The 20,688-nt window shown below is 61.4% G+C and carries 20 protein-coding genes; 6 read left to right on the top strand and 14 right to left on the bottom strand.

What is annotated here, in order from left to right; translation table 11 throughout:
- Positions 1–3: 3 nt before the first annotated feature.
- The 9 genes from FHS03_RS23235 to flhD all read right to left on the bottom strand — a co-directional run bounded on the left by FHS03_RS23235 (position 4) and on the right by flhD (position 7,443).
- The gene (locus FHS03_RS23235) at positions 4–495 is read right to left on the bottom strand and encodes a chemotaxis protein CheW (protein ID WP_050407083.1); all 492 of its coding nucleotides are present in this window, start codon (positions 493–495) and stop codon (positions 4–6) included.
- Between the two features lie 33 nt (positions 496–528).
- Positions 529–2,739, bottom strand: coding sequence for a chemotaxis protein CheA (gene cheA / locus FHS03_RS23230; protein WP_183443307.1), 2,211 nt, complete (start codon positions 2,737–2,739; stop codon positions 529–531).
- Positions 2,740–2,778: 39 nt separating this feature from the next.
- On the bottom strand, positions 2,779–3,144 hold the full coding sequence (locus FHS03_RS23225; protein WP_050407081.1) for a response regulator: 366 nt from the start codon (positions 3,142–3,144) through the stop codon (positions 2,779–2,781).
- 68 nt (positions 3,145–3,212) lie between these two features.
- Complete coding sequence (locus tag FHS03_RS23220) at positions 3,213–3,761, bottom strand: chemotaxis protein (protein WP_176345574.1); 549 nt, start codon at positions 3,759–3,761, stop codon at positions 3,213–3,215.
- 31 nt (positions 3,762–3,792) lie between these two features.
- Complete coding sequence (motB, locus tag FHS03_RS23215) at positions 3,793–4,734, bottom strand: flagellar motor protein MotB (protein WP_183443306.1); 942 nt, start codon at positions 4,732–4,734, stop codon at positions 3,793–3,795.
- A 51-nt stretch (positions 4,735–4,785) separates the two neighbouring features.
- Positions 4,786–5,646: a flagellar motor stator protein MotA gene (motA, locus tag FHS03_RS23210; RefSeq protein WP_183443305.1), complete on the bottom strand. Its 861-nt coding sequence runs from the start codon at positions 5,644–5,646 to the stop codon at positions 4,786–4,788.
- Between the two features lie 106 nt (positions 5,647–5,752).
- On the bottom strand, positions 5,753–6,517 hold the full coding sequence (locus FHS03_RS23205) for a class I SAM-dependent methyltransferase (protein WP_183443304.1): 765 nt from the start codon (positions 6,515–6,517) through the stop codon (positions 5,753–5,755).
- A 45-nt stretch (positions 6,518–6,562) separates the two neighbouring features.
- Positions 6,563–7,108, bottom strand: coding sequence for a flagellar transcriptional regulator FlhC (flhC, locus tag FHS03_RS23200; protein ID WP_183443303.1), 546 nt, complete (start codon positions 7,106–7,108; stop codon positions 6,563–6,565).
- Between the two features lie 17 nt (positions 7,109–7,125).
- Positions 7,126–7,443, bottom strand: a complete 318-nt coding sequence (gene flhD / locus FHS03_RS23195; RefSeq protein ID WP_050407074.1) for a flagellar transcriptional regulator FlhD — start codon at positions 7,441–7,443, stop codon at positions 7,126–7,128.
- Positions 7,444–8,067: 624 nt separating this feature from the next.
- Here flhD and kynU point away from each other — a divergent pair.
- From kynU to FHS03_RS28450, 6 genes are all read left to right on the top strand, one after another.
- The gene (gene kynU, locus FHS03_RS23190; protein WP_183443302.1) at positions 8,068–9,318 is read left to right on the top strand and encodes a kynureninase; all 1,251 of its coding nucleotides are present in this window, start codon (positions 8,068–8,070) and stop codon (positions 9,316–9,318) included.
- A gap of 12 nt (positions 9,319–9,330) precedes the next feature.
- The gene (kynA, locus tag FHS03_RS23185) at positions 9,331–10,173 is read left to right on the top strand and encodes a tryptophan 2,3-dioxygenase (RefSeq protein ID WP_183443301.1); all 843 of its coding nucleotides are present in this window, start codon (positions 9,331–9,333) and stop codon (positions 10,171–10,173) included.
- A gap of 20 nt (positions 10,174–10,193) precedes the next feature.
- Positions 10,194–10,871, top strand: coding sequence for a ribonuclease T2 family protein (locus tag FHS03_RS23180; protein WP_183443300.1), 678 nt, complete (start codon positions 10,194–10,196; stop codon positions 10,869–10,871).
- A 16-nt stretch (positions 10,872–10,887) separates the two neighbouring features.
- The gene (locus FHS03_RS23175) at positions 10,888–11,433 is read left to right on the top strand and encodes an RBBP9/YdeN family alpha/beta hydrolase (protein WP_183443299.1); all 546 of its coding nucleotides are present in this window, start codon (positions 10,888–10,890) and stop codon (positions 11,431–11,433) included.
- A 137-nt stretch (positions 11,434–11,570) separates the two neighbouring features.
- Positions 11,571–12,161, top strand: coding sequence for a CHRD domain-containing protein (locus FHS03_RS23170; protein WP_229426371.1), 591 nt, complete (start codon positions 11,571–11,573; stop codon positions 12,159–12,161).
- A 3-nt stretch (positions 12,162–12,164) separates the two neighbouring features.
- A complete protein-coding gene (locus tag FHS03_RS28450) occupies positions 12,165–12,299 on the top strand; it encodes a hypothetical protein (RefSeq protein ID WP_260110668.1) in 135 nt (44 codons plus the stop codon).
- Positions 12,300–12,385: 86 nt separating this feature from the next.
- Here FHS03_RS28450 and FHS03_RS23165 read toward each other — a convergent pair whose 3' ends face one another.
- The 5 genes from FHS03_RS23165 to FHS03_RS23145 all read right to left on the bottom strand — a co-directional run bounded on the left by FHS03_RS23165 (position 12,386) and on the right by FHS03_RS23145 (position 20,585).
- Positions 12,386–13,579, bottom strand: coding sequence for an alginate O-acetyltransferase AlgX-related protein (locus FHS03_RS23165; RefSeq protein WP_183443298.1), 1,194 nt, complete (start codon positions 13,577–13,579; stop codon positions 12,386–12,388).
- A 35-nt stretch (positions 13,580–13,614) separates the two neighbouring features.
- Entirely contained in the window at positions 13,615–14,934 is a 1,320-nt protein-coding gene (locus FHS03_RS23160) for an MBOAT family O-acyltransferase (RefSeq protein WP_221208240.1), read from the bottom strand.
- 152 nt (positions 14,935–15,086) lie between these two features.
- A complete protein-coding gene (locus tag FHS03_RS23155; protein WP_183443296.1) occupies positions 15,087–15,959 on the bottom strand; it encodes an RHS repeat protein in 873 nt (290 codons plus the stop codon).
- 117 nt (positions 15,960–16,076) lie between these two features.
- Positions 16,077–16,385, bottom strand: coding sequence for an NTF2 fold immunity protein (locus FHS03_RS23150; RefSeq protein WP_183443295.1), 309 nt, complete (start codon positions 16,383–16,385; stop codon positions 16,077–16,079).
- A 51-nt stretch (positions 16,386–16,436) separates the two neighbouring features.
- Positions 16,437–20,585 (bottom strand): DUF4329 domain-containing protein, encoded by a 4,149-nt coding sequence (locus tag FHS03_RS23145; protein ID WP_221208239.1) that lies wholly within the window; start codon positions 20,583–20,585, stop codon positions 16,437–16,439.
- Positions 20,586–20,688 lie beyond the last annotated feature (103 nt).

Genomic DNA, 20,688 nt, shown 5'->3' with positions numbered 1-20,688 from the left:
GTGCTAAGCCGCCAGTTGTTCTATCAAGCCCATTTCGGGGCTGGACATCAGCTTGTCGATGTCCACCAGGATCAGCATGCGCTCATCGATGGTGCCCAGGCCGATCATGTATTCGGTGCTGAATGCGGTGCCCATCTCGGGCGCCTGCTTGACTTGTTCGGGCGCCAGCGTGGTCACGTCGGACACGCTGTCGACCACCATGCCGACCACGCGGCCGTTGATATTGAGGATGATGACGACCGTGAACTGGTCGTACACCGGCTCGCCCAGATTGAATTTGATGCGCATGTCCACCACCGGGATGATGATGCCGCGCAGATTGATCACGCCCTTGATGAACTCGGGGGCATTGGCGATCCGGGTCACGGCCTCGTAGCCGCGGATTTCCTGCACTTTCAGGATGTCGATGCCGTATTCCTCGGCGCCGAGCTTGAAGGCCAGGAACTCGTGGCCGGCAATATCCTTGGCGCCTGCGGTTTGAACTGCGTCTGACATGATGGTTTTTCCTTCCCGGTTACTTACAGTGCGTCACGAAAAAATGGATTCGTCGGCCAGCTGGCGCGAGGAGCGGATCAGCGCCGCCACGTCCAGGATCAGGGAGACGCCGCCGTCCCCCAGGATGGTGGCGCCGGAAATGCCGGCCACCTTGCGGTAGTTCGATTCGAGGTTCTTGACCACGACCTGCTGCTGGCCCACCAGCTCGTCGACGAAGAGGCAGGCTTTGCGCCCTTCCGTTTCGAGGATCACCAGGATGCCCTGCGAGGGGTCGGTAAAGCGCGGCACGATGTCGAACATCTGGTACAACGGAATCAGCGGCAGGTACTCGCCGCGCACCTTGATCACCTTGCCCTTGCCGGAAATTTCCTTGACGTCTTCCGGCGTCGGCTGCAGCGATTCGATCACGAAGCCCAGCGGCAGGATGTACACTTCCTCGCCGACCCGGATCGACATGCCGTCCAGGATGGCCAGCGTGAGCGGCAGCGAGATCGACATGGTGGTGCCAAAGCCCTTGGCCGAACGGATGTCGACCGAGCCGCCCATGGCCGTGATATTGCGCTTGACCACGTCCATGCCCACGCCGCGGCCGGAGACATCCGTCACGGCGTCGGCGGTGGAGAAGCCGGGCGCGAAGATCAGCTGCCAGACGTCGGCGTCGCTCATATTGTCGGACAGCGGCAGGCCGCGCTCCTTGGCCTTGGACAGGATCTTTTCGCGATTCAGGCCGCCGCCATCGTCGGACACTTCGATGATGATATTGCCGCCCTGGTGGCTGGCCGAGAGGAACAGGCGCCCCGCCTCGCTCTTGCCGGCGGCGCGGCGCGCCTCCGGCATTTCGATGCCGTGGTCGATGCTGTTGCGCACCAGGTGGGTGAGCGGATCGACGATGCGTTCGATCAGGCCCTTGTCCAGCTCCGTGGCGGCGCCGTGGGTGATGAAGTCGACCTTCTTGCCCAGCTTGGAGGCCAGGTCGCGCACCATGCGCGGGAAGCGCGAGAACACGAAGTCCATCGGCATCATGCGGATCGACATCACCGCTTCCTGCAGGTCGCGGGTATTGCGCGTGAGCTGGCTGATGCCGTTCAGCAGGCGCTCATAGACCATGGGGTCGAGCGAGTCGGCGCGCTGCTCGATCATGGCTTGCGTGATCACCAGTTCGCCGACCAGGTTGATCAGCTGGTCGACCTTCTCGATCGAGACGCGGATCGAGGACGATTCGGCGCCGTGCGCGGCCGGCTTGTCGGCCGCTTCCTTCTTGACCGGTTTCTTCTCGACTTCCTCGACCGGCTTGACTTCGAGCGGCGTGTTCTTGATGCCGGCCTGGGCGCGGATGGTTTCCAGCGGCTGGAAGAAGCCATAACCTTGCGCATCCTCGCCGGCCGCGCCGGCGTTGGCGCGGATTTCGTCCAGCGGCTGGAAGAAGCCGTAGCCCGGATCGCCGCCCTGGCCGGCCGCCGGCGCCGCTGGCGCGGTGTCGACCGGGTCGAAGAAGCCGTAACCGAGTTCGCCTTCGACGCGCGCCCGTTCCGCCCGCTCCTTCGCTTCCTGCTCCGGCGTCAGGGCCGGCAGCTCGGTCACGCTCATGTCTTCGGTATTCAGCACGAAGGAGCAGATGGCGATGATATCGTCCAGGCTCTCGTGGGTGGTCACCACCATGGCGTTGCGGTCGTGGTCGAGCGGCGTCACCGTGACGTGGCCCAGCAGGCCCAGTTCGGCCGCCAGCGCCGTCACCTCGCGGTGGTCCATCTTCGGCAGTTCCAGGCGGTAGCGCGCGCCGCCGCTGTGGTCGACCGCCGCGCTGTCGCGCGCGCTCTGGAACGAGGGCGCGACCGGGGCCAGGGCCGCCACGTGCACGTCCTGGGCCAGCGATTGCAGCATCATGCGCACATCGCCCACCGCATCCTGGTCCACGGCCGAACCGAGGCGGTGGCCGTCCAGCTGCATCTTCAGGATATCCTTGGCCGCCAGGAAGGCGTCGACATGCTCGCCGGTCAGCGCCATCTCGCCTTTGCGGATGCGGTCCAGCAGGGTTTCCAGGATATGCGTCACTTCCGTCATGTCGCTCAGGCCGAAGGTGGACGCGCCGCCCTTCACCGAGTGCGCGGTGCGGAAGATCGCGTTCAGATCCTCTTCGGTCGGCGCTTCCACGTCGACGGCCAGCAGCAGCCTTTCCATTTCAGCCAGCAGCTCTTCGGCCTCGTCGAAGAAGACCTGAAAGAACTGGCTTATATCGATGGTCATGGCGCGACTCCGTCAAGAACAAAGCTCATGGCGCCCACCTCAACCGATAACTTTCTTGACTACCTCGATCAGACGTTGCGGGTCGAAAGGCTTGACCAGCCAGCCATTGGCGCCGGCGGCGCGGCCCTTGGCTTTCATCTCATCGGACGATTCGGTGGTCAGCATCAGGATGGGCACTTTGGCATAGGCCGGTTGTTCGCGCAGCAGCTTGATCAGTTGCAGGCCGTCCATGCGCGGCATGTTCTGGTCGGTCAGCACCAGGTCCACGGTCTGCTGCTTGGCTTTTTCCAGGCCGTCCTGACCGTCCACCGCCTCCACCACCTGGTAGCCGGCGGCCTTCAGGCTGAAGGCGACCATCTGGCGCAGCGAGCTGGAGTCGTCAACTGCAAGTATTGTTTTAGCCATCTTCTTATCTCACTATTTTAGGTTCGGGCCCAGGCCCACTGTGTTACCGTTGTCCGGCGCCGCTGCTGTCAGAACAGCTCGATGTCGCCACTCTCCAGGTGCTTCTGGCTGACCGCCTTGCGCAGCACGCTGCGCAGCTCCAGGCTCTGGATCGCCAGCGCCATGCTGACCTTGCCCAGCAAATCCACAATCTCGTCGTTATCGCTTTCCGGCAGCATTTCCGCGCCATGCGCGCCCAGCGTGCCGAGGAATTCGCGCAGGCCGGTGACGCGCTTCAAGGTGCGGTCGATCAGCTGGCTGGTCATGTCCTGGAACTGCATGCTGGTGATGGCCGCGTTCACATAGGTGCTCACTTGCTCGTTCATTTCCTGCAGGCGCTGCTTGTCTTCCGGGGTCGGCGTGCCGCCTTGCAGCAGCAACTCGATGGTCGCTTGCTGGGCGTTGACGGCATCATGGATGGCCATGAAATTGCGCGACAGTTTTTCAATCGCTTCTTCCAGCAACAGGTTCGTCTGGATCAGATCGGTTTCCACCTCGGTCAAATGGCGCCGCCCGTGGTCGGACACACCCGACAGCAGGCGCTTCACATGGGAGCCCAGGATTTTTTTTCTCGTCATAACAGTCTCGTTCTCGTACAGCAGGCTCGTTTTATTTCCTGGCCGGGGCTGGCGCGGGGGCGCTGATCGCCTCGCGCGTGGCGTCGGTGTCCGTGCCGACTTCCAGCTTGCCGCCATCGCGCATCACGCTCTCTTCCGCCTTCTTGTTCATGACGATGATGCTGATGCGCCGGTTGATCGGGTTGAACGGGTCTTTGCGGTCGAGGTGGGCGGCCGAGGCCAGGCCCACCACGCGCAGGATCTTGGCGTCGCCCAGGCCGCCCTGCACCAGGGCGCGGCGCGAAGCGTTGGCGCGGTCGGCCGACAACTCCCAGTTGCTGTAGCCGGCGTCGCTGAAATACGGGGTCGAATCGGTGTGGCCGGACAGGCCGATCTTGTTCGGCACGTCGTTGAGCACGGGGGCGATCTCGGTCAGGATTTCGCGCGTATACGGCTGCAGGTCGGCGCGCGCCAGGGCGAACATGGGGCGGTTCTGCTCGTCGACGATCTGGATGCGCAAGCCTTCGCTGGTGAAGTCGAGCAGCAGCTGGTTGCGGTATTTCTTCAGGTTCGGATTGTTCTCGATCTTCTCTTCCAGTTTTTCCTTGAGCACCTGCAGGCGCGCCGCCTCTTCCTGCTCCAGCGCCTTTTTGGCCGCCGTCAGGTTATACGTCTTTTTCACCGTGGGGTCGTCGCCCAGCTTGACCTGGCCTTCGCGCCGGGTCAGGTCCTTGCCGCCGCCGGGAATCACGGAGGAGCTGTCGCCGCTGCCCGAGCCGCCCTGCATGGCCACCTTGAGCGGGGTCTTGAAGTATTCGGAAATGCCGTTCAGGTCGCCCTTGGTGGTCGAGCCCAAGAGCCACATCAGCAGGAAGAAGGCCATCATCGCCGTCACGAAGTCGGCGTACGCGATCTTCCAGGCGCCGCCGTGGTGGCCACCGCCGCCCTTCTTGATGCGCTTGACGATGATAGGCCGCATGCCCTCTTCAGCCATGACCCTTCCTTCTCAGTGCAGTCTTATTCACCATAATACGCGCCTGCGGCCTTACTTCGATTTCGATTTCTTGATGTGTTCTTCCAGCTCCGAGAAGGACGGACGCTCGGTCGAGTACAGCACCTTGCGGCCGAATTCGACGGCCAGCGCCGGGGCATAGCCGTTCAGGCTGGCCAGCAGGGTCACTTTCACGCACTGGAACATCTTGGTCGACTCATCCAGCTTCTGCTCCAGCAGGCTGGCCAGCGGACCGACGAAACCGTAGGCCAGCAAAATGCCGAGGAAGGTGCCGACCAGGGCGTGCGCGATCAGCATGCCCAGCTCGGACGGCGGAATGCCCACCGATTCCATGGTGTGCACCACGCCCATCACCGCCGCCACAATACCGAAAGCCGGCAGACCGTCGCCCAGCTTGGCGATACAGTGCGCCGGCACATGGCCTTCCTGGTGATGCGTATCGATTTCATTATCCATCAGGTTTTCGATCTGGAAGGCGTCCATATTCCCCGACACCATCAAGCGCAGGTAATCGGTCATGAACTCGACAATATGGTGGTCTTCCAGCACCATCGGATACTTACTGAACAGCGGGCTGTCGGACGGCTTGTCGATATCGCCTTCAATCGACATCAAGCCTTCCTTGCGCACCTTGGAGAGCACGTCGAACAGCAGCGACATGAGCTCCATATACAATTCCTTGGTGTAGCGCGAACCTTTGAGCAGGCTGGGCAGCGCGCCCAGCGTGGCCTTGATGGCCTTGCCGTTATTGCCGACGAAGAAAGCACCAAGCGCCGCACCGCCGATCATCAGCAGCTCCAGAGGCTGGAACAGAGCCGCCAGGTGTCCCCCCGACAGCGCGAAGCCCCCGAACACGGAGCCCATCACGATGAGATAACCGACTATGACTAACAAGTGTGCAAACTCCCAGGAAAACGGACGTTATGACGTCAAAAAACAGAATAATTCCACAGTGGAACTACAATAACGTGCAAACGCCGCTCCGGCAAGAGAAAGACAGTTAAATTACCCAGACAAACAGCGGCGGCCCACCCTCTGTGGTAACTATGGTCTTGTCGGCTTCGCAATAGGGAATTTCAAATTCATAACTAATCAGCAAGCTGCCTTGGCGCATTTCCCTTTTGGCCTTTTGCCATAAGGCCGGCATGGCGGCCGGCGATAAATACGCGAACACCATATCGAAGCGGGCCAAGTCGAGGCGCTCGTAATCGCCGCGCACAAAACGGGCGCGGCTGCCGCTCAGCGCGGCGCGCAGGCGCGCCACCAGCCAGGGCAGCGGCGCCAGCTCGATGCCGAGACAGTCGCAGTCCGGGCGCTGGCGCGCCAGGTGCAGGGTCATGCCGCCCAGGCCGCTGCCGATATCGACCAGCTTGAGCGCCCTGCCCGGCGGCAGTTCGGCCGCCACCGCGCGCCAGACGGCGGCGTGGGACGGATAGTACGGCACCTGGGTGCGGAAGGTGGACCAGTACAGGGCCAGCAAAAACAGGAAGGGCAGCAGGTAGAGCACGGGCGGCAAACCCAGGGCGCTGGCCGCCAGCACGGCCACGGGGAACAGCAGCTGGATCGGGCGCCACCACGGCGCCAGGCCGAGCCGCCATGTGATCAGGAGCGCCAGGCCGCCTTGCAGCAAGGCCGCCGTCAGCAGCGTCAGGCCGCGGCCGGCCGTGTCGAGCACGATGGCCAGGGCCGCCAGCGGCAGCAGCGCCAGCAGCTGGATCAGCAGCGCTTGCACGGCTGGAGCGCGCCAAAGCCGGGACGGCCTCATCGGCTGCCCCGGCTTTGACTATATAAACAGGGAGGAAGGCGCAACTCAGGCGGCCAGCGCTTCGGCATCCTTGGCCTTTTTGGTCTTGCCGGCGCGCGAAGGCATATGGCACAGGCCGCAGACATAACTGCCGTTCAAGTCCATCGCATTGACGATGAATTTGCCCTGGCATTTGCCGCAAGGCTTGAGTTCGAGCATCTTGCTGCCGGCGAAACGCACCAGGGTCCAGGCGCGGGTCAGGGACAGCAGCGGCTCTTGGCCGGGCTCCGGCGGCATCTGTTCCAGATACAGCTGGTAAGCCTTCATCACGGCGTGGATGCCGCTGGCGCCAGCGTGCTGCACCAGGAAGCTGTGGATGTTCAGGAACAGCGAAGAGTGGATATTCGGCTGCCAGGTCAGGAACCAGTCGGTCGAGAAAGGCAGCATGCCTTTCGGCGGCGACATGCCCTTCAATTCCTTGTACAGCTTGAGCAGGCGTTCGCGCGACAGCGAGACTTCGGTCTCCAGCAGCTGCAGGCGCGCGCCCAGGTTGATCAGTTCGATGGCCAGCTGGATTTCCTGGGCGTCCGACACCACACTCTTCTTGCACATGATCCCGGCTCCTCGGTTTAAGCGATTTCTTCGGCGGGCTGGCCGGCCATCAGGATGGCGGCGTGCGACTGGGCCAGGGCGCGGTCCTTATTGTAATTGGTCAGCATGGAGAGGATGGCGCCATCGTCGAAGCGGAAGCGGGCCAGCATCATATTGCCGCCGGCCAGTTTCAGGATCTGGGCATTGCTCATGCCTTCGATCAGGTCGGCGATGTCGGCCGAGATGCCGAGGCGGAAGATGGCGGTGACCTTGTCGGCGCGGATCATCTGCTGGGCCAGCATCAGGTAGCTCAGGTTGGCGTCGCGAATTTCAGCCATCATATCGTTAGCAGTCATTTCCCTCTCCTTGATCCGTTTATTTTCTGCCTGGAATGCTTGTGCATTGCCGTTGAGATACATTCTGCTGGAGGGCGCAGGAAGGCAGAAGAGGCGACTCTCTGTATTTTCAGTAAGGAAATGGCGGACACGCCCTGTCAGCGTTTGTCTGACAAACGCAGGGCGATGGGTGCTCCACGCCAGTGCTGGCGCGGCTTTGCGGCGGATTGAAGCTCAAGAAAACTCCCCGAGCGAGGGGTAAAAACGGAGTGTCGCAGTGCATCTTTTTTGCGACATCTAAACCGGTAACGGCAGACTTTTGGAGAACTTTAGGGTTTTCCGCAAAAAATTTTAAAATTTTTTCGCCCATCCCAAAGTGCCGAACAGCAAGCCCTTTACCGCACTTCTATACCGGGTAACGGCAAGCCCGGCAGGAACTTTAGGGTTGGACGCAAAAAAAAATTAAAATTTTCCGAAAAAAGTCCATACACCTGCGCAAGCCAGTATCCATGCGGGTTTGCGCGATTTAAAGCTTTCATCAATAATAGCAAAAATACATCGATGTGCTCACTTTGTCAGCAAAAAAATTGTTACACTGCCGCTCTAGTTCAAGCTTCAAGTATTTTTCCTCATGAAAGACGCCGTATGACGACACGCAAAGACTGTCTCGACCGCGACGCCCAGGACGCCCTGGCCCCGCTGCGCGAACACTTCGACCTGCCGGCCGGGGTGATTTATCTGGATGGCAATTCCCTGGGCGCCCGGCCCAAGGCCGCCCTGACCCGCGCCAGCGACGTCATCGCGCGCGAATGGGGCAAGGACCTGATCACCAGCTGGAATACGGCCGGCTGGTTCGAGCTGCCCAAGCGCCTGGGCGACCGCCTGGCGCCGCTGATCGGCGCCGCCGCCGGCGAAGTGGTCGTCACCGACACCACCTCGCTCAATCTGTTCAAGGTGCTGGCCGCCGCCCTGCATATGCAGGCCAGCGATCCGGCGCGCAGCGAACGCCGCGTCATCGTCACCGAGCGCAGCAACTTCCCCACCGATATCTATATGGCGCAAGGCCTGGCCGGCTGGCTGCAGCGCGGCTACAGCGTGCGCCTGGTCGATACGGTGGATGAGCTGCCGCAAGCGATCGACGCCGACACCGCCGTCGTCATGCTCACCCACGTCAATTACCGCACCGGCTACCAGCACGATATGGCCTCCACCAGCGCCCTGGCCCACGCGCGCGGCGCCCTGATCGTCTGGGATCTGGCCCACTCGGCCGGCGCCGTGCCGGTGGCGCTGGAGCGCGACGGCGCCGACTTCGCCGTCGGCTGCACCTATAAATACCTGAACGGCGGCCCCGGCGCGCCGGCCTTCGCCTGGGTGCCGCGCAAGCACCAGGCGCGCTTCCAGCAGCCGCTGTCCGGCTGGTGGGGCCATGCCGCGCCGTTCGCCATGGCGCCCGACTTCGCGCCCACCGAAGGCATCGGCCGCGCCCTGTGCGGCACCCAGCCCATCGTCTCGCTGGCCATGGTCGAATGCGGCCTGGATGTCTTCGCCCAGACCACGATGGACGCGGTGCGCGCCAAATCGCTGGCCCTGACCGACCTCTTCATCGCCCTGGTGGAAGAACGCTGCGCCGGCCACGGCCTGGGCCTGGTCACGCCGCGCGAGCATGCGCGGCGCGGCAGCCAGGTCAGCTTCACCCATGCCCACGGCTACGCGGTGATGGCGGCCCTGATCGCGCGCGGCGTGATCGGCGACTACCGCGAGCCGGCCATCATGCGCTTCGGCTTCACCCCGCTGTACACCAGCTTTGCCGATGTGTGGGATGCGGTGGAGATCCTGAAGCAGATCCTCGACGAGAAAGCCTATGATGTGCATGCCGAACGCGGCGCCGTAACCTGAAAAGCATCCGATATGACCGACGAAAACAAAGCCGCCGCACAATGGCATGGCGCGCAAATGGACTTCAGCAAGTCCATGAGCTATGGCGATTACCTGGCCCTGGACAAAATCCTCAGCGCCCAGCACCCGCTCTCCCCCAACCACAACGAGATGCTGTTCATCGTGCAGCACCAGACCAGCGAGCTGTGGATGAAGCTCATGCTGCACGAGATGCACGCGGTATGCGCCCAGATCCAGCAGGACGACCTGTCGCCCGCCTTCAAGATGCTGGCGCGCGTGGCGCGCATCATGGACCAGCTGGTGCACGCCTGGGACGTGCTGGCGACCATGACGCCGCCCGAGTACAGCGCCATCCGCCCGTATCTGGGCGCGTCGTCCGGCTTCCAGTCCTACCAGTACCGCGAGATCGAATTCATCCTCGGCAACAAGAACGCCAATCTGCTGGCCGTGCACGAATCGGCGCCGGAACACCACGCCCTGCTCGACCGCGCCTTGCGCGCGCCTTCGCTGTACGACCAGGCGGTACGCCTGCTGGCGCGCCATGGCCTGGCCATCGACGCCGCGCGCCTGGACGGCGACTGGACCTTGCCCACCGTCGCCAACGAGTCGGTGAAGGCGGCCTGGCTGGAAGTCTACCGCGACCCGCACCGCTACTGGGACTTGTACGAGCTGGGCGAAAAGCTGGTGGACCTGGAAACGGCCTTCCGCTTCTGGCGCTTCCGCCACGTATCGACGGTGGAGCGCATCATCGGCTTCAAGACCGGCACCGGCGGCACGGCGGGCGTGAGCTATCTGCGCAAGATGCTCGACGTGGTACTCTTCCCGGAATTGTTCGCCCTGCGCACCGCGCTTTGATTTGTTCTGGAAGACCCATCATGCCAACCGCCCGCCTGCCCCTGTTTTCCGCCCTGTCCGCCGTCTTGCTGGCCGGCGTCCTGGCCCTGCCCGGCGCCGCCCAGGCGCGCGGCGAGCAGCCCGGCGTGTTCGACTACTACACCCTGTCGCTGAGCTGGTCGCCCGACTACTGCGCCACGCGCGGCAAGGACGACGAGGAGCAGTGCGCCGCCGGCCGCCAGCTCGGCTTCGTGCTGCACGGCCTGTGGCCGCAGTTCCTCGACGGCTATCCGGAAAGCTGCTCGCGCATGCAGCTGCCGGAAAAGCTTAAAGCCGAATACGCGCCGCTCTATCCCTCGCCGCGCCTGATCGCGCACGAGTGGCGAAAGCACGGCACCTGTTCCGGCCTGACACCTGGCGCCTACCTGGCCTTGTCGGCCAAGCTGAAACAAGGCCTGGCCATCCCCGCCCCCTATCAAAAACCGGCCCAGCCCTTGCGCACCACGGCGGCCGAACTGCAGCAAGCCTTCCGCGCCGCTAATCCAAAGCTGAAGGACGCCTCGCTGCTGCCCTTCTGCAGCGGCAGCGGGCGCTTCCTGCGCGAAGTGCGCGTCTGCTACCGCAAGGACGGCGTGCCGCAAAACTGCGGCGCGGCCGACATCAAGCGTTCGCAGAAAAGCTGCGGCCAACCCAGCTTCCTGCTGCAAAGCGTACGTTAAGCCAAGAGGAGAAGGAATGGATTTCGAGGTACTGACCCTGCCCGGTTTATGGAATTCGGGCCCGCTGCACTGGCAAACCCACTGGGAAAAAAACCATCCCTGGATGCGGCGCATCGCGCACCGCGACTGGGAAACGCCGGAGCGCGCGGAATGGGTGCGCGAACTCGATGCCGCCATCGCCGCCTGTCAGCGCCCGCCGGTGCTAGCGGCGCACAGCCTGTCCTGCACCCTGGTGTCGTATTGGGCCGCCTCGGGCAGCGCGCACAAGATCGCCGGCGCCTTCCTGGTCGCGCCCAGCGACACCGAAGCGCCCTCCTACCCCGACTGCACCAGCGGCTTCCAGCCCATGCCGATGGCGGCCCTGCCCTTCCCCAGCATCGTGGTCGCCAGCACCAAGGATGAATACGTCAGCGCCGAACGGGCGCAAGCCTTCGCCGCCGCCTGGGGCGGCAAACTGGTGCTGATCGGCGAGGCCGGCCACATCAACGGCGACGCGGGCTACGGCCCCTGGCCAGAAGGCGAGCGCATGCTGCTCGACTTCTGCCGCCAGGTGCAGGCCTGAGCGGCCGTCTTTTCCAAAGGTATCGTGTGGCAAGCCACCTGCCGGCTCAGCGAGAATACTTGAGCTGCCGCGCGGATGCCGCCGATCTAGCAGGCTGATCCGGAAAGCAGCGTTCGCTGTTCACCTAGGAGCCTGAAATGAAGATGCCTCTCCCCCAAGGGCTGGCCGCGCTGGCCCTGCTATTGGCGGCCAGTTGCGCCGCAGCCGCCCCCAAAACCTTTAGCGCCAGCCTGAGCGGCGCGGCCGAAGTGCCGCCCAATGCCTCGCCCGCCAGTGGCCACGTCACCGTGGTGTTCGACCTGTCCGCCCACAGCCTGTCCATCGACGCCGACTTCGCCGGCCTGGTCGGCCGCAGCGCGGCAGCCCATATCCACTGCTGCACGGCGGCTCCGCTGAGCGGCACGGCCGGCGTCGCCACCATGCTGCCCACCTTCACCGGCTTCCCCTCCGGCGTGCACGACGGCGGCTACTACGCCACGTTCGACACCTCGCTGGCCGCGACCTGGAATCCGACCTTCATCGCCAGCCATGGCGGCACTACCCTCGGGGCCGAGGCCGCCCTTCTGGCCGGCCTGCAGTCGCGCCGCAGCTATTTCAATATTCACAGCACCAGCTTCACCGGTGGCGAAATCCGCGGCAACCTGGCGCCGGTGCCTGAGCCAGGCATGGTCTGGATGCTGGGACTAGGCTTGCCGCTGCTGCTTTGCGCGATCAGGTACAGGCGTTAAAGAATGTCCATCGGCACCCATCGCCAATCTGGCCGCATCACGGTGCAGCGATCCGACACCGGATTTCAGCACCGTACCATCAAGCCCGGCTACCTCTATCCCGAGGTGGAGTCCCCTTCACAAACAGCAATCTCGTAATTCCAGCGTTCACCGGCCATGGCCTGGATACTGGGCCTGGCGCTGCCGCTCGGCCCAGCGCGGCGACATTCCTGTGATGCCGGATCTTAGTGGGCCGCCACCACGGTGCTGGCCGCATCGCGGTGCAGCGGCTCGGCACCGGCTTTCAGCACGTTGTAAATGGCGCCGCCGTCGTGGTACAGGAAAAGGAGATCGGTCTGGCCGGCATCGGCGAATAAATGGCGCTTCAGGCGGCCGATCTCCTCGGCACTCAACTGCCCCATATTATTGGTGGCAAAGTGCTCGACCGTCCTGTAGTGGCGGGCATACCAGCCCGCCACCATCGAGCCGAAGGAATCCGTCACCAGCACCAGACGGCGGGCCGGCGCCGCCGGATTGCGGTAGAGCGATACGTCACCCAGCTTGTCGCCCACCCCCTGCAAATCCGGGAAGCAAGCATCGCCGCGGCAGGCCTGCACTCCCGAGGCTTCATAATCGGGCCGCGTGACCACACTACCCAGATGCAAGCCCGGGAAGAGGTGGGCGATATCCGACTGCAGCCAGTCTTCGCGCGTGCGCAACGGCGGCTGCGCGGCGCCGGCCGCCCCCTGCCAGAAATGCTGCACACTGAGTTGCGCCACCTCGCCGAGGCCCGGGCCTGACCAGTGGAACCAGTTCTTGGGGAATAGCGAAGTGCCGCGCGCGGCGATGGCGCGCATCTCGCCCAGCGGGTAGTAGATATTCTGGCGCGCCTCGGCCACCAGTTGCGGATCGTCCAGCACCTGGGTCACCGGCGTTTGCGGCGAGGCGCAACGCTGCTCAAGCCAGGCTGGCATGTCGGCACTGTATACCGGCGGCACCGAGGGCACGATCAGCAAACGCGGCTGCAGGCCCATGCGGTGAAAATCGGCGAACATGCGGTTGATGTACTCCACCGTCCCCGGCGACGCTCGGGTGCCGATGCCGCAAGCGGCCGTCACCGCCGAGAATGGCGGCAATGCCGGGCTGTGCGAGGCCAGGAAGTTGCGTCCATGCCGGCCGCGCGCCACCTGGGAGGTGGGAAACTCGCCAAACAGGCGGTAGCGCAGCCGGGTCATGCTGCGCACCAGGCCATCGCGCATGCCGAAATGGTCGTTGGCCCAGGCGTCCAGCTGGCCCGGCACGCGCAGAAATTCCTGCCAGCTGTGCGGCAAGGCGGGCAACGTCGCCAGGCGGCGGTTTTCCGCGCTGGATTTGTCGGCTTTCATCAGGCCGGCGATGGCGGGCAAGGCCAGTACCAAGACCACGGCGGCCTTGGCCATATGGCTGCGCAAAGAATGGGAAGCTGCGACCATAATCAGAAACGGAAGTAAATGAAGGGGTTATAGGTGCCAGCGGCCAGGCTGGCAATGCTGACCAGGAAGGCCAAACTCAGCAGCAGCGGACGGGCGCCGGCCAGCAGCCAGGCACGGACGCCGTCTACCGGCTGCCGCGCTTCGGCGCGGCGCCAGATCGCCAGCAGAAGGCCGATGGCAAGCGCGCTGGCGACCGAATTACTGAAGTGCATTTGCCAGGGCTGGGTGGCCGGGTCCAGGGTTTGCATGCCGAGCATGGCGCGCCAATACCCCAAGGCATGCGGCAGAGAGTCGGCGCGGAACAGCACCCAGCCCAGCATCACCAACAGCAGGGTGTATGCCTGGGAAAGCAGGCCAGGCAGGCGCGCCAGCACGGCGCCCAGGCCGGCCCGTTCGACGATCAGCCAGAAGCCATGCCACACACCCCACAGGATGAAGGTCCAGGCCGCGCCGTGCCACAGGCCGCACAGCAGGAAGACCAGGCCCAGGTTGAAATACGTGCGTGCCGCCGAGCCGCGATTGCCGCCCAGCGGGATATACAGATAGTCGCGGAACCAGCTCGACAGGCTGATATGCCAGCGCCGCCAGAATTCCGTGATCGAGCGCGCCGAATACGGCCGGTCAAAATTGGGGGGATAGCTGAAACCCAGCATATGGCCGATGCCGATCGCCATATTCGAATAGCCGGCAAAGTCGTACAGGATCTGGATCGAATAGCAGGCGATGCCGAGCCAAGCCGCCGGCAAGGCCAGTTGATTGGTGGGCAGGCCGAAGAAATGGTCGGCCGGCAGTGCCACGACGTTGGCGATCAAGACTTTCTGCGCCAAGCCCAGTACAAATTGTTGCACGCCGCGCCACAGCCGCTCATTGGGCACGGGACGCTGTTCGATCTCGCTGGCGATCTGGCTGTAGCGCACGATGGGGCCGGCGATCAGCTGCGGGAACATGGCCTTATACATGGCAAAGTTCAGGAAACTGGTCTGCACCGCGATATCACGCCGGTAGACGTCAATCAGATAGGAAATACCCTGGAACGTGAAGAAGGAAATCCCCAAGGGCAGCACCACGGCCGGCAAGTCCACGCTGCGCTGCCAGGGTGCGGCCAGCTGGTTATAAATCTCGCTGAAGAAGCCCAGGTATTTATAGAAAGCCAACAAACCCAGATTGGCCGCCACCCCGACGATCAGCACCGCCCTACGGCGCGCCTCGGCGCGGGAAATCAGGTAGCCGCAGCCGTAGTTCAGCAGCGCCGACAACAGCAGCAAGGGGACAAAGCGCGGCTCCCCCCAGGCATAAAACACCAGGCTGCCGAGCAGCAGCACCAGGTTTTTCCACGGTAGGAAATAATATAAGAGAAGAAAGCAGGGGAAGAAATAAAATAAAAAGGTGATCGAGCTAAATACCATGAATATCAACCTGAGCGATGTCTGCCGGCATGATACACGCTAATATAGTAGGCCGCCAAAATTACTATTCAACCAACAGGGTGGTGCGATTCGAAGCAGTTTGCCCGTAGACGCTGCCTGCCCAGCGAGGCCAGTTGCTGGATGCGGCCGTCGGTATCGAGCGCCACCAGGGGCGGCAGACCGTTGCCGAACTTCCAGGCATAGCGCTGGCCCGTGGCCGGTTGATACAGGAAGGTGTTGGCGATGGTGGACCACGCTCCGCCCAGATTGCTGCTGATGCCGCTTACCTGGCCATAGCCATCGTAGCCATAGCTCAGCACCAGTCCGGTCGGGTAGTTCAACCTAAGCAGCCGGCCGCTGCTGTCGTAGGTCCAGCTCGTGGTATGCGAGGAACCGTAAATGGAATTACTCTGCTCCACCAGTTCGCCTGCGGCGTTATAGCGGTAGGTCGCATTGCCGGTGGTGTCATCGATCCTGGTCAGGCGGCCGATGCCATAGCTTCCCTGGTCATAACTGAAGTATTCACCAAAGTTGGCGCTGGTCCGGTTTTGCAGACGACCCAGGGCATCCCAGGTGTAAACCAGGGATTTGCCGTTCGCCTTGTTTTCCGTGCGCAGCCGGCCGGCGCTGTCGTAATCGTAAGTCGTGGTGCCGCTGTCCGGGCTGGTAATGCGGACCGGGTCGCCAAAGCCGTTGTAGGCATAGGAGGTGACGAGGCCGCGCGGGTCCTGCACCGATTGCAGCTGGCCTTCGTCGTCGTAGTCGTAGACCGTGGCGCCGTAGTCGGGTGCGGTCATGCGGGTCACGCGGTTTTGCGCGTCGTACTCGTAGCGCGTAACGCGGCCAGCGGCATCGGTGATGGTCGCAACGTTGCCGTTGTTGTCGTAGCGGTATTCCTGGCGCTGGCCGGCATTGCCCAAAGCATTGTAGGCGCGGCCCAATGAGTCGCGCTGGACTGTGCTGCTGAATTCGCCGGAGGAAGATGCTGCAGGGTTGAGCGTTACCAGCGCACAAATTTCTAAAATACTGCATCCCGAGAAAGATAAGGGACATCACCTTTATTTTCCGTGAATGACGCGTAGTATTTCACCGCTCTTTTTTGAGATATCCACCTCAGCCACACCAGTAGATTTCTCAAAAGAACCCTGCACAACCCAAGTATTTCCTTTCAATTTTGCGGAAAATGGCTTCTGAGCATCAATATTTTTTTTCCCATAAATTGGAATTAAAATTGCCACTGCAATCGCTATTGCGGTCTCCTCATTTGAAACAAAACCATCTTTTGGAAAAAACCCTCCTTTTGGGACGCTGCCAACCTCGGAAACTTGCAATTCTTTAAATTTTTCAAAAGATCTACCTTCCGCCAAAAAAAAACATAGCAACAGAAAATACTAACAATCTTAAAAAAGATGCCTTCTTCACTTTACTTCTCCTATTTTTATTGCCTCACCTCCAAACGGTATTCCATTCGGCGAATATTTGAGAATATTACCAGCGGGAGTTCCTAAGTAGCCCACTCCATACTTATTATCACTCCACCACTGGTCAGCGCCTGAAAAAACTTCATTCTTATGATTTCCGCGAAATGCCGCATGTGTGTGATACCACCCGACTTGCTTTTTATCTTTATCGCAATACCTAAATTCTGGTGGAGCATTGACTTCTGTACCTTTCCTTGGCGCGCCATATGAAAAAGTCCCATCTTTATTGCAATAAATACAACCAATAAACTCTCTATCTATTTTTATGGATAGAGAATTTATATCTCTAATAGCATTTTTCCCCGCAGAATCCATGGTCTTATATTTATCCTTTGGGGCTAAACCAAGGACGTCAGTATATAGAACAGAATTTCCTCCCACATACGCATATGTATTAATTCCTCCGTCGAGGCCAATCGGATCACTCTGGACATAGCGCCCCAAAGATGGATCATAGTACCGATGCCAGTTATACCAGAACCCCGATTCGCTATCGTAATACTGCCCTGGGAAGCCCACATTGAAGCCGCCGATATTATCAGTCACGACTGTCCGGTCGAACGCCGTGTTGGCTGCCTGCCAGGCAACGGTACCCGCACTATTGGACAGCACCTCTGGCCGGCCAACCTGATCGTTATGGCTGGCGTAGAATTGACCGGCACGCGCAATCCCCAGCAGCTCGCCACCGATCCAGACATAGCTGGTATCCTGCGGACCGATTTCCGCCAGCAGTTGGCCATACGGGCTATAGATGAAGCGGCTGACATAGCCGCCTGCCGACTTGTACACGCGCTGGTTCAGCGAGTTGTTACGATAAGCGCCAGCCTCACCTCCATTGATCCGCACGCCATCGAGCCGGTTAAAGGCATCATAGGTGTAGCTGCGAGAACCATTTTCCCGGTTTTCGCTGCTCAGGTTCCCTGCCGCATCGTAACCGAAGCTGCGCGACTTGCCGCCACCGCTCCAGGCATCGAGGCGGTTGCTTTGCGATGCCATCGTGTAGGAATACGTGACGCCCTGGCGGGTATGGCTGGTACGGTTGCCCACGGCGTCCCAACTGAACGACTGGCCATCTGAGCCACGGTTGGCCAGCTTGACGCGCTGGTTCGCATCGTAGTCCAGGCCCGTGCTGATGCCGTTGACGCTATCGCTAATGGCAGAGATCGTATCCACATTGGTATAGCTGAAACCCAGCCCATGCCTGCCCGGCGAGGCCAATTGCTGGATGCGGCCATCGGTATCGAGCGTCACCAGGCGCGGCAGGCCGTTGCCGAACTTCCAGGCATAGCGCTGGCCCGTGGCCGGTTGATACAGGAAGGTGTTGGCGATGGTGGACCACGCTCCGCCCAGATTGCTGCTGATGCCGCTTACCTGGCCGTAGCCATCGTAGCCATAGCTCAGCACCAGTCCGGTCGGGTAGTTCAACCTAAGCAGCCGGCCGCTGCTGTCGTAGGTCCAGCTCGTGGTATGCGAGGAACCGTAAATGGAATTACTCTGTTCCACCAGTTCGCCTGCGGCGTTATAGCGGTAGGTCGCATTGCCGGTGGTGTCGTCGATCCGACTCAAGCGGCCTATGCCATAGCTTCCCTGGTCGTAAGTAAAGTATTCGCCAAAGCCGGCGCTCGTGCGGTTTTGCAGACGGCCCAGGGCATCCCAGGTGTAGGCCAGAGCCTTGCCGTTCGCCTTGTTTTCCGTGCGCAGACGGCCGGCGCTGTCGTAATCGTAAGTCGTGGTGCCGCTGTCCGGGCTGGTAATGCGGACGGGGTCGCCAAATCCATTGTAGGCGTAGGAGGTGACGAGGCCGCGCGGATCCTGCACCGATTGCAACTGGCCTTCGTCGTCGTAGTCGTAGACCGTGGCGCCGTAATCGGGCGCTGTCATGCGGGTCACGCGGTTTTGCGCGTCGTACTCGTAGCGCGTAACGCGGCCGGCGGCATCGGTGATGGTCACAACGTTGCCGTTGTTGTCGTAACGGTATTCCTGGCGCTGGCCGGCATTGCCCAGGGCATTGTAGGCGCGGCCCAATGAGTCGCGCTGGACTGTGCTGCTGAATTCGCCGGAGGAAGATGCCGCAGGCGTCGAGCCGTTGCCAGGCACATGGCGCTCGGAGCTGACGCGCACGGTGTTGGCGCCGACATTGATGGCGGTGGATTCAAACCGGCCAAGCGCATCACCAACCCGGTCCATGCGTCCCGCCGCGTTATAGCGGAAGCGTGCCACGCGTCCATCGGGATAGGCTACGTCCGTCACCTGCTGGTTGTTGTTGTAGCTATAGCTGGTGACGCGGTTGCCTTCAGGCAGCAGCTGGGTTGTGGCGCGCAAGGTGCCGTTCGGATTGAAGCTGTAATTAGTGGTGACATTATTCGCGTCGGTATATGAACCGGGGACGCCCGCTGCCGTATAGCCGGCCCAGCGCTCCACATGGCCGAGTGCGTTGGTGCGGGAGACGAGGTTGCCTGCGGCGTCGTATGTCAGCGTGGTATTCACGGCGCCTGTCGGCAGATAATCCGTTGCCACGCGGCTGGCAATCAGCCCAGAGTTAAAGGTATAGGCGAAGGTCGTTTTGCGCTGCTTGCCTGTCTTCACGTCGTCGTCGGTAATGCTGGCGACCCGGCCCTCCTCCGCCCCGGATGGAAAATAAGTGTAGGAGACACGGCGGTACACACTGCCTGCGGCGCCAGAATAATCGATGCGCGAAATCTTGTTGCCGTCCCAGATATTGGTCGTGGTGTGGGCATCGGCCGTTCCTGCCGCCGTGGTAACGCTCAGCAAACGTCCGGCGGCATCGACATTGTATTTGGTGCGGTTGCCCTTCCAATCGATGGCCGAATCGATATAGCCATTGGACTGGTAGGTGGTCTGCGCATTGGCCGCACCACAGGTTGCGGTGCCGGCGCGCGAGACGGCGACCAGTTTCTTCTCACCTGCGATGGTTTGAAAGCCATATGTGGTAGTTTGCCCTTTCGCATCGGTGACGATGGTCTGGTCGCCGCTATAGGCGAAGCTCTCGCTTTCCTCGCCGCCGGCAAGGCTGCTTTGGCTGACGCGCTTGTCGCCGTGATAGGCGTAGGTGCTGTAGCGGACGTTGTTGATGGAAATCCCCGTCAGCAGCGTGGGGTCGGCATTTTCATAGTGATACGTCCGTACATCGGCCTGCTGGCCGGGGCTGGGAGGCGCACTCACCGAGGCCAGCATGCCGCCCGCGTTATAGGTATACGTCCAGGTATTGCCTGCCGCATCCCGAATGGTACTCACGCGGCCGCTAGCGGCCCAGGTGAAATCGAGTGTCCGCCCACCTGCGCCATAGATACGGCTGACACTGAAGGAATTAGCGGGGTAAATATAAGATTGCGAGGCGCCGGCGTTGTCGATAATCTCAACGATCAAGCCATTCACATTGTAGAAGTAAGTGGTGTCGTCTTTGTAAACCGTCCAGCCACCGCCTTCGGTATAAATCAGTTCTCCGGCCCAGGCAGCCTGGCTGGCGCGGAAAATATACTCATCGCCAGCGGCAAGCGGTTGCGCCGGTTTTGACACCCTTTGCTTGCGGTCAAATTCTTTCCGCATCATCAGGATTTTCTCGATGTTGAAATCGCTCTTATTCGTTTTTGCTATCTTGTAGTTGAATCTGGTCCCGTCAGGCATGGTCATATATGCCGCCTTGGGAATGCACTCGCCGCTTGGTTTGATGGTGCAGCCGGCAGCGGTATCGATTCTGATGCGCGGCGCGTCCAGGTTCGACAGCCAATTGGGGCCGAAGAATCGGCCGCCGCCACCTTCTTTGCTGCGGTAAGTGCGTCCGACACTCATGCCGTACTCGCCATATCCGGCGAAATCCAATTCTTCCTTGATCTTTTCGCCGGTTGAAAGAATGACCGGGTTTTTGGTTGCGGGACAGGTTTTGGTATTGTCTTCGGCAGGCGGTGGAACTTGATTTTGCGTCGACGGCCCGGTATCAGGAGAGCGGGTTCCACCGCCTCCCCCTCCTCCATGGCCTCTGGAGTCATTGCTTCCTCTGCCAAAATATTCGCTAATGCCACGGACGGACGTATCTTCGAAACAGCGAACCCCACATCTTTCACCCACAATTTCCACCCTAGGGAAGCGCTGATCAATTCACCCTTTTAGCGAGATTGGTGCGCAAAAAAGGTGGAACTATGAGCCGATCAAGCATATTTCCGTTCGATTT

It is taken from the genome of Pseudoduganella violacea, assembly GCF_014191875.1.
GTDB classification, from domain to species: domain Bacteria; phylum Pseudomonadota; class Gammaproteobacteria; order Burkholderiales; family Burkholderiaceae_D; genus Rugamonas; species Rugamonas violacea_A.
This window is presented reverse-complemented; position numbering and strand designations above follow the sequence as displayed.

Bases quoted from the DNA above. Each gene is read 5' to 3' on its own strand.
- flhC (WP_183443303.1), bottom strand. From the start codon at position 7,108: ATGTGCAAGAAGAGTGTGGTGTCGGACGCCCAGGAAATCCAGCTGGCC.
- flhD (WP_050407074.1), bottom strand. From the start codon at position 7,443: ATGACTGCTAACGATATGATGGCTGAAATTCGCGACGCCAACCTGAGC.
- kynA (WP_183443301.1), top strand. From the start codon at position 9,331: ATGACCGACGAAAACAAAGCCGCCGCACAATGGCATGGCGCGCAAATG.
- FHS03_RS23235 (WP_050407083.1), bottom strand. From the start codon at position 495: ATGTCAGACGCAGTTCAAACCGCAGGCGCCAAGGATATTGCCGGCCAC.
- FHS03_RS23225 (WP_050407081.1), bottom strand. From the start codon at position 3,144: ATGGCTAAAACAATACTTGCAGTTGACGACTCCAGCTCGCTGCGCCAG.
- FHS03_RS23180 (WP_183443300.1), top strand. From the start codon at position 10,194: ATGCCAACCGCCCGCCTGCCCCTGTTTTCCGCCCTGTCCGCCGTCTTG.
- FHS03_RS23205 (WP_183443304.1), bottom strand. From the start codon at position 6,517: ATGAGGCCGTCCCGGCTTTGGCGCGCTCCAGCCGTGCAAGCGCTGCTG.
- FHS03_RS23170 (WP_229426371.1), top strand. From the start codon at position 11,571: ATGAAGATGCCTCTCCCCCAAGGGCTGGCCGCGCTGGCCCTGCTATTG.
- FHS03_RS23165 (WP_183443298.1), bottom strand. From the start codon at position 13,579: ATGGCCAAGGCCGCCGTGGTCTTGGTACTGGCCTTGCCCGCCATCGCC.
- motB (WP_183443306.1), bottom strand. From the start codon at position 4,734: ATGGCTGAAGAGGGCATGCGGCCTATCATCGTCAAGCGCATCAAGAAG.
- cheA (WP_183443307.1), bottom strand. From the start codon at position 2,739: ATGACCATCGATATAAGCCAGTTCTTTCAGGTCTTCTTCGACGAGGCC.
- kynU (WP_183443302.1), top strand. From the start codon at position 8,068: ATGACGACACGCAAAGACTGTCTCGACCGCGACGCCCAGGACGCCCTG.
- FHS03_RS23175 (WP_183443299.1), top strand. From the start codon at position 10,888: ATGGATTTCGAGGTACTGACCCTGCCCGGTTTATGGAATTCGGGCCCG.
- FHS03_RS23220 (WP_176345574.1), bottom strand. From the start codon at position 3,761: ATGACGAGAAAAAAAATCCTGGGCTCCCATGTGAAGCGCCTGCTGTCG.
- FHS03_RS28450 (WP_260110668.1), top strand. From the start codon at position 12,165: ATGTCCATCGGCACCCATCGCCAATCTGGCCGCATCACGGTGCAGCGA.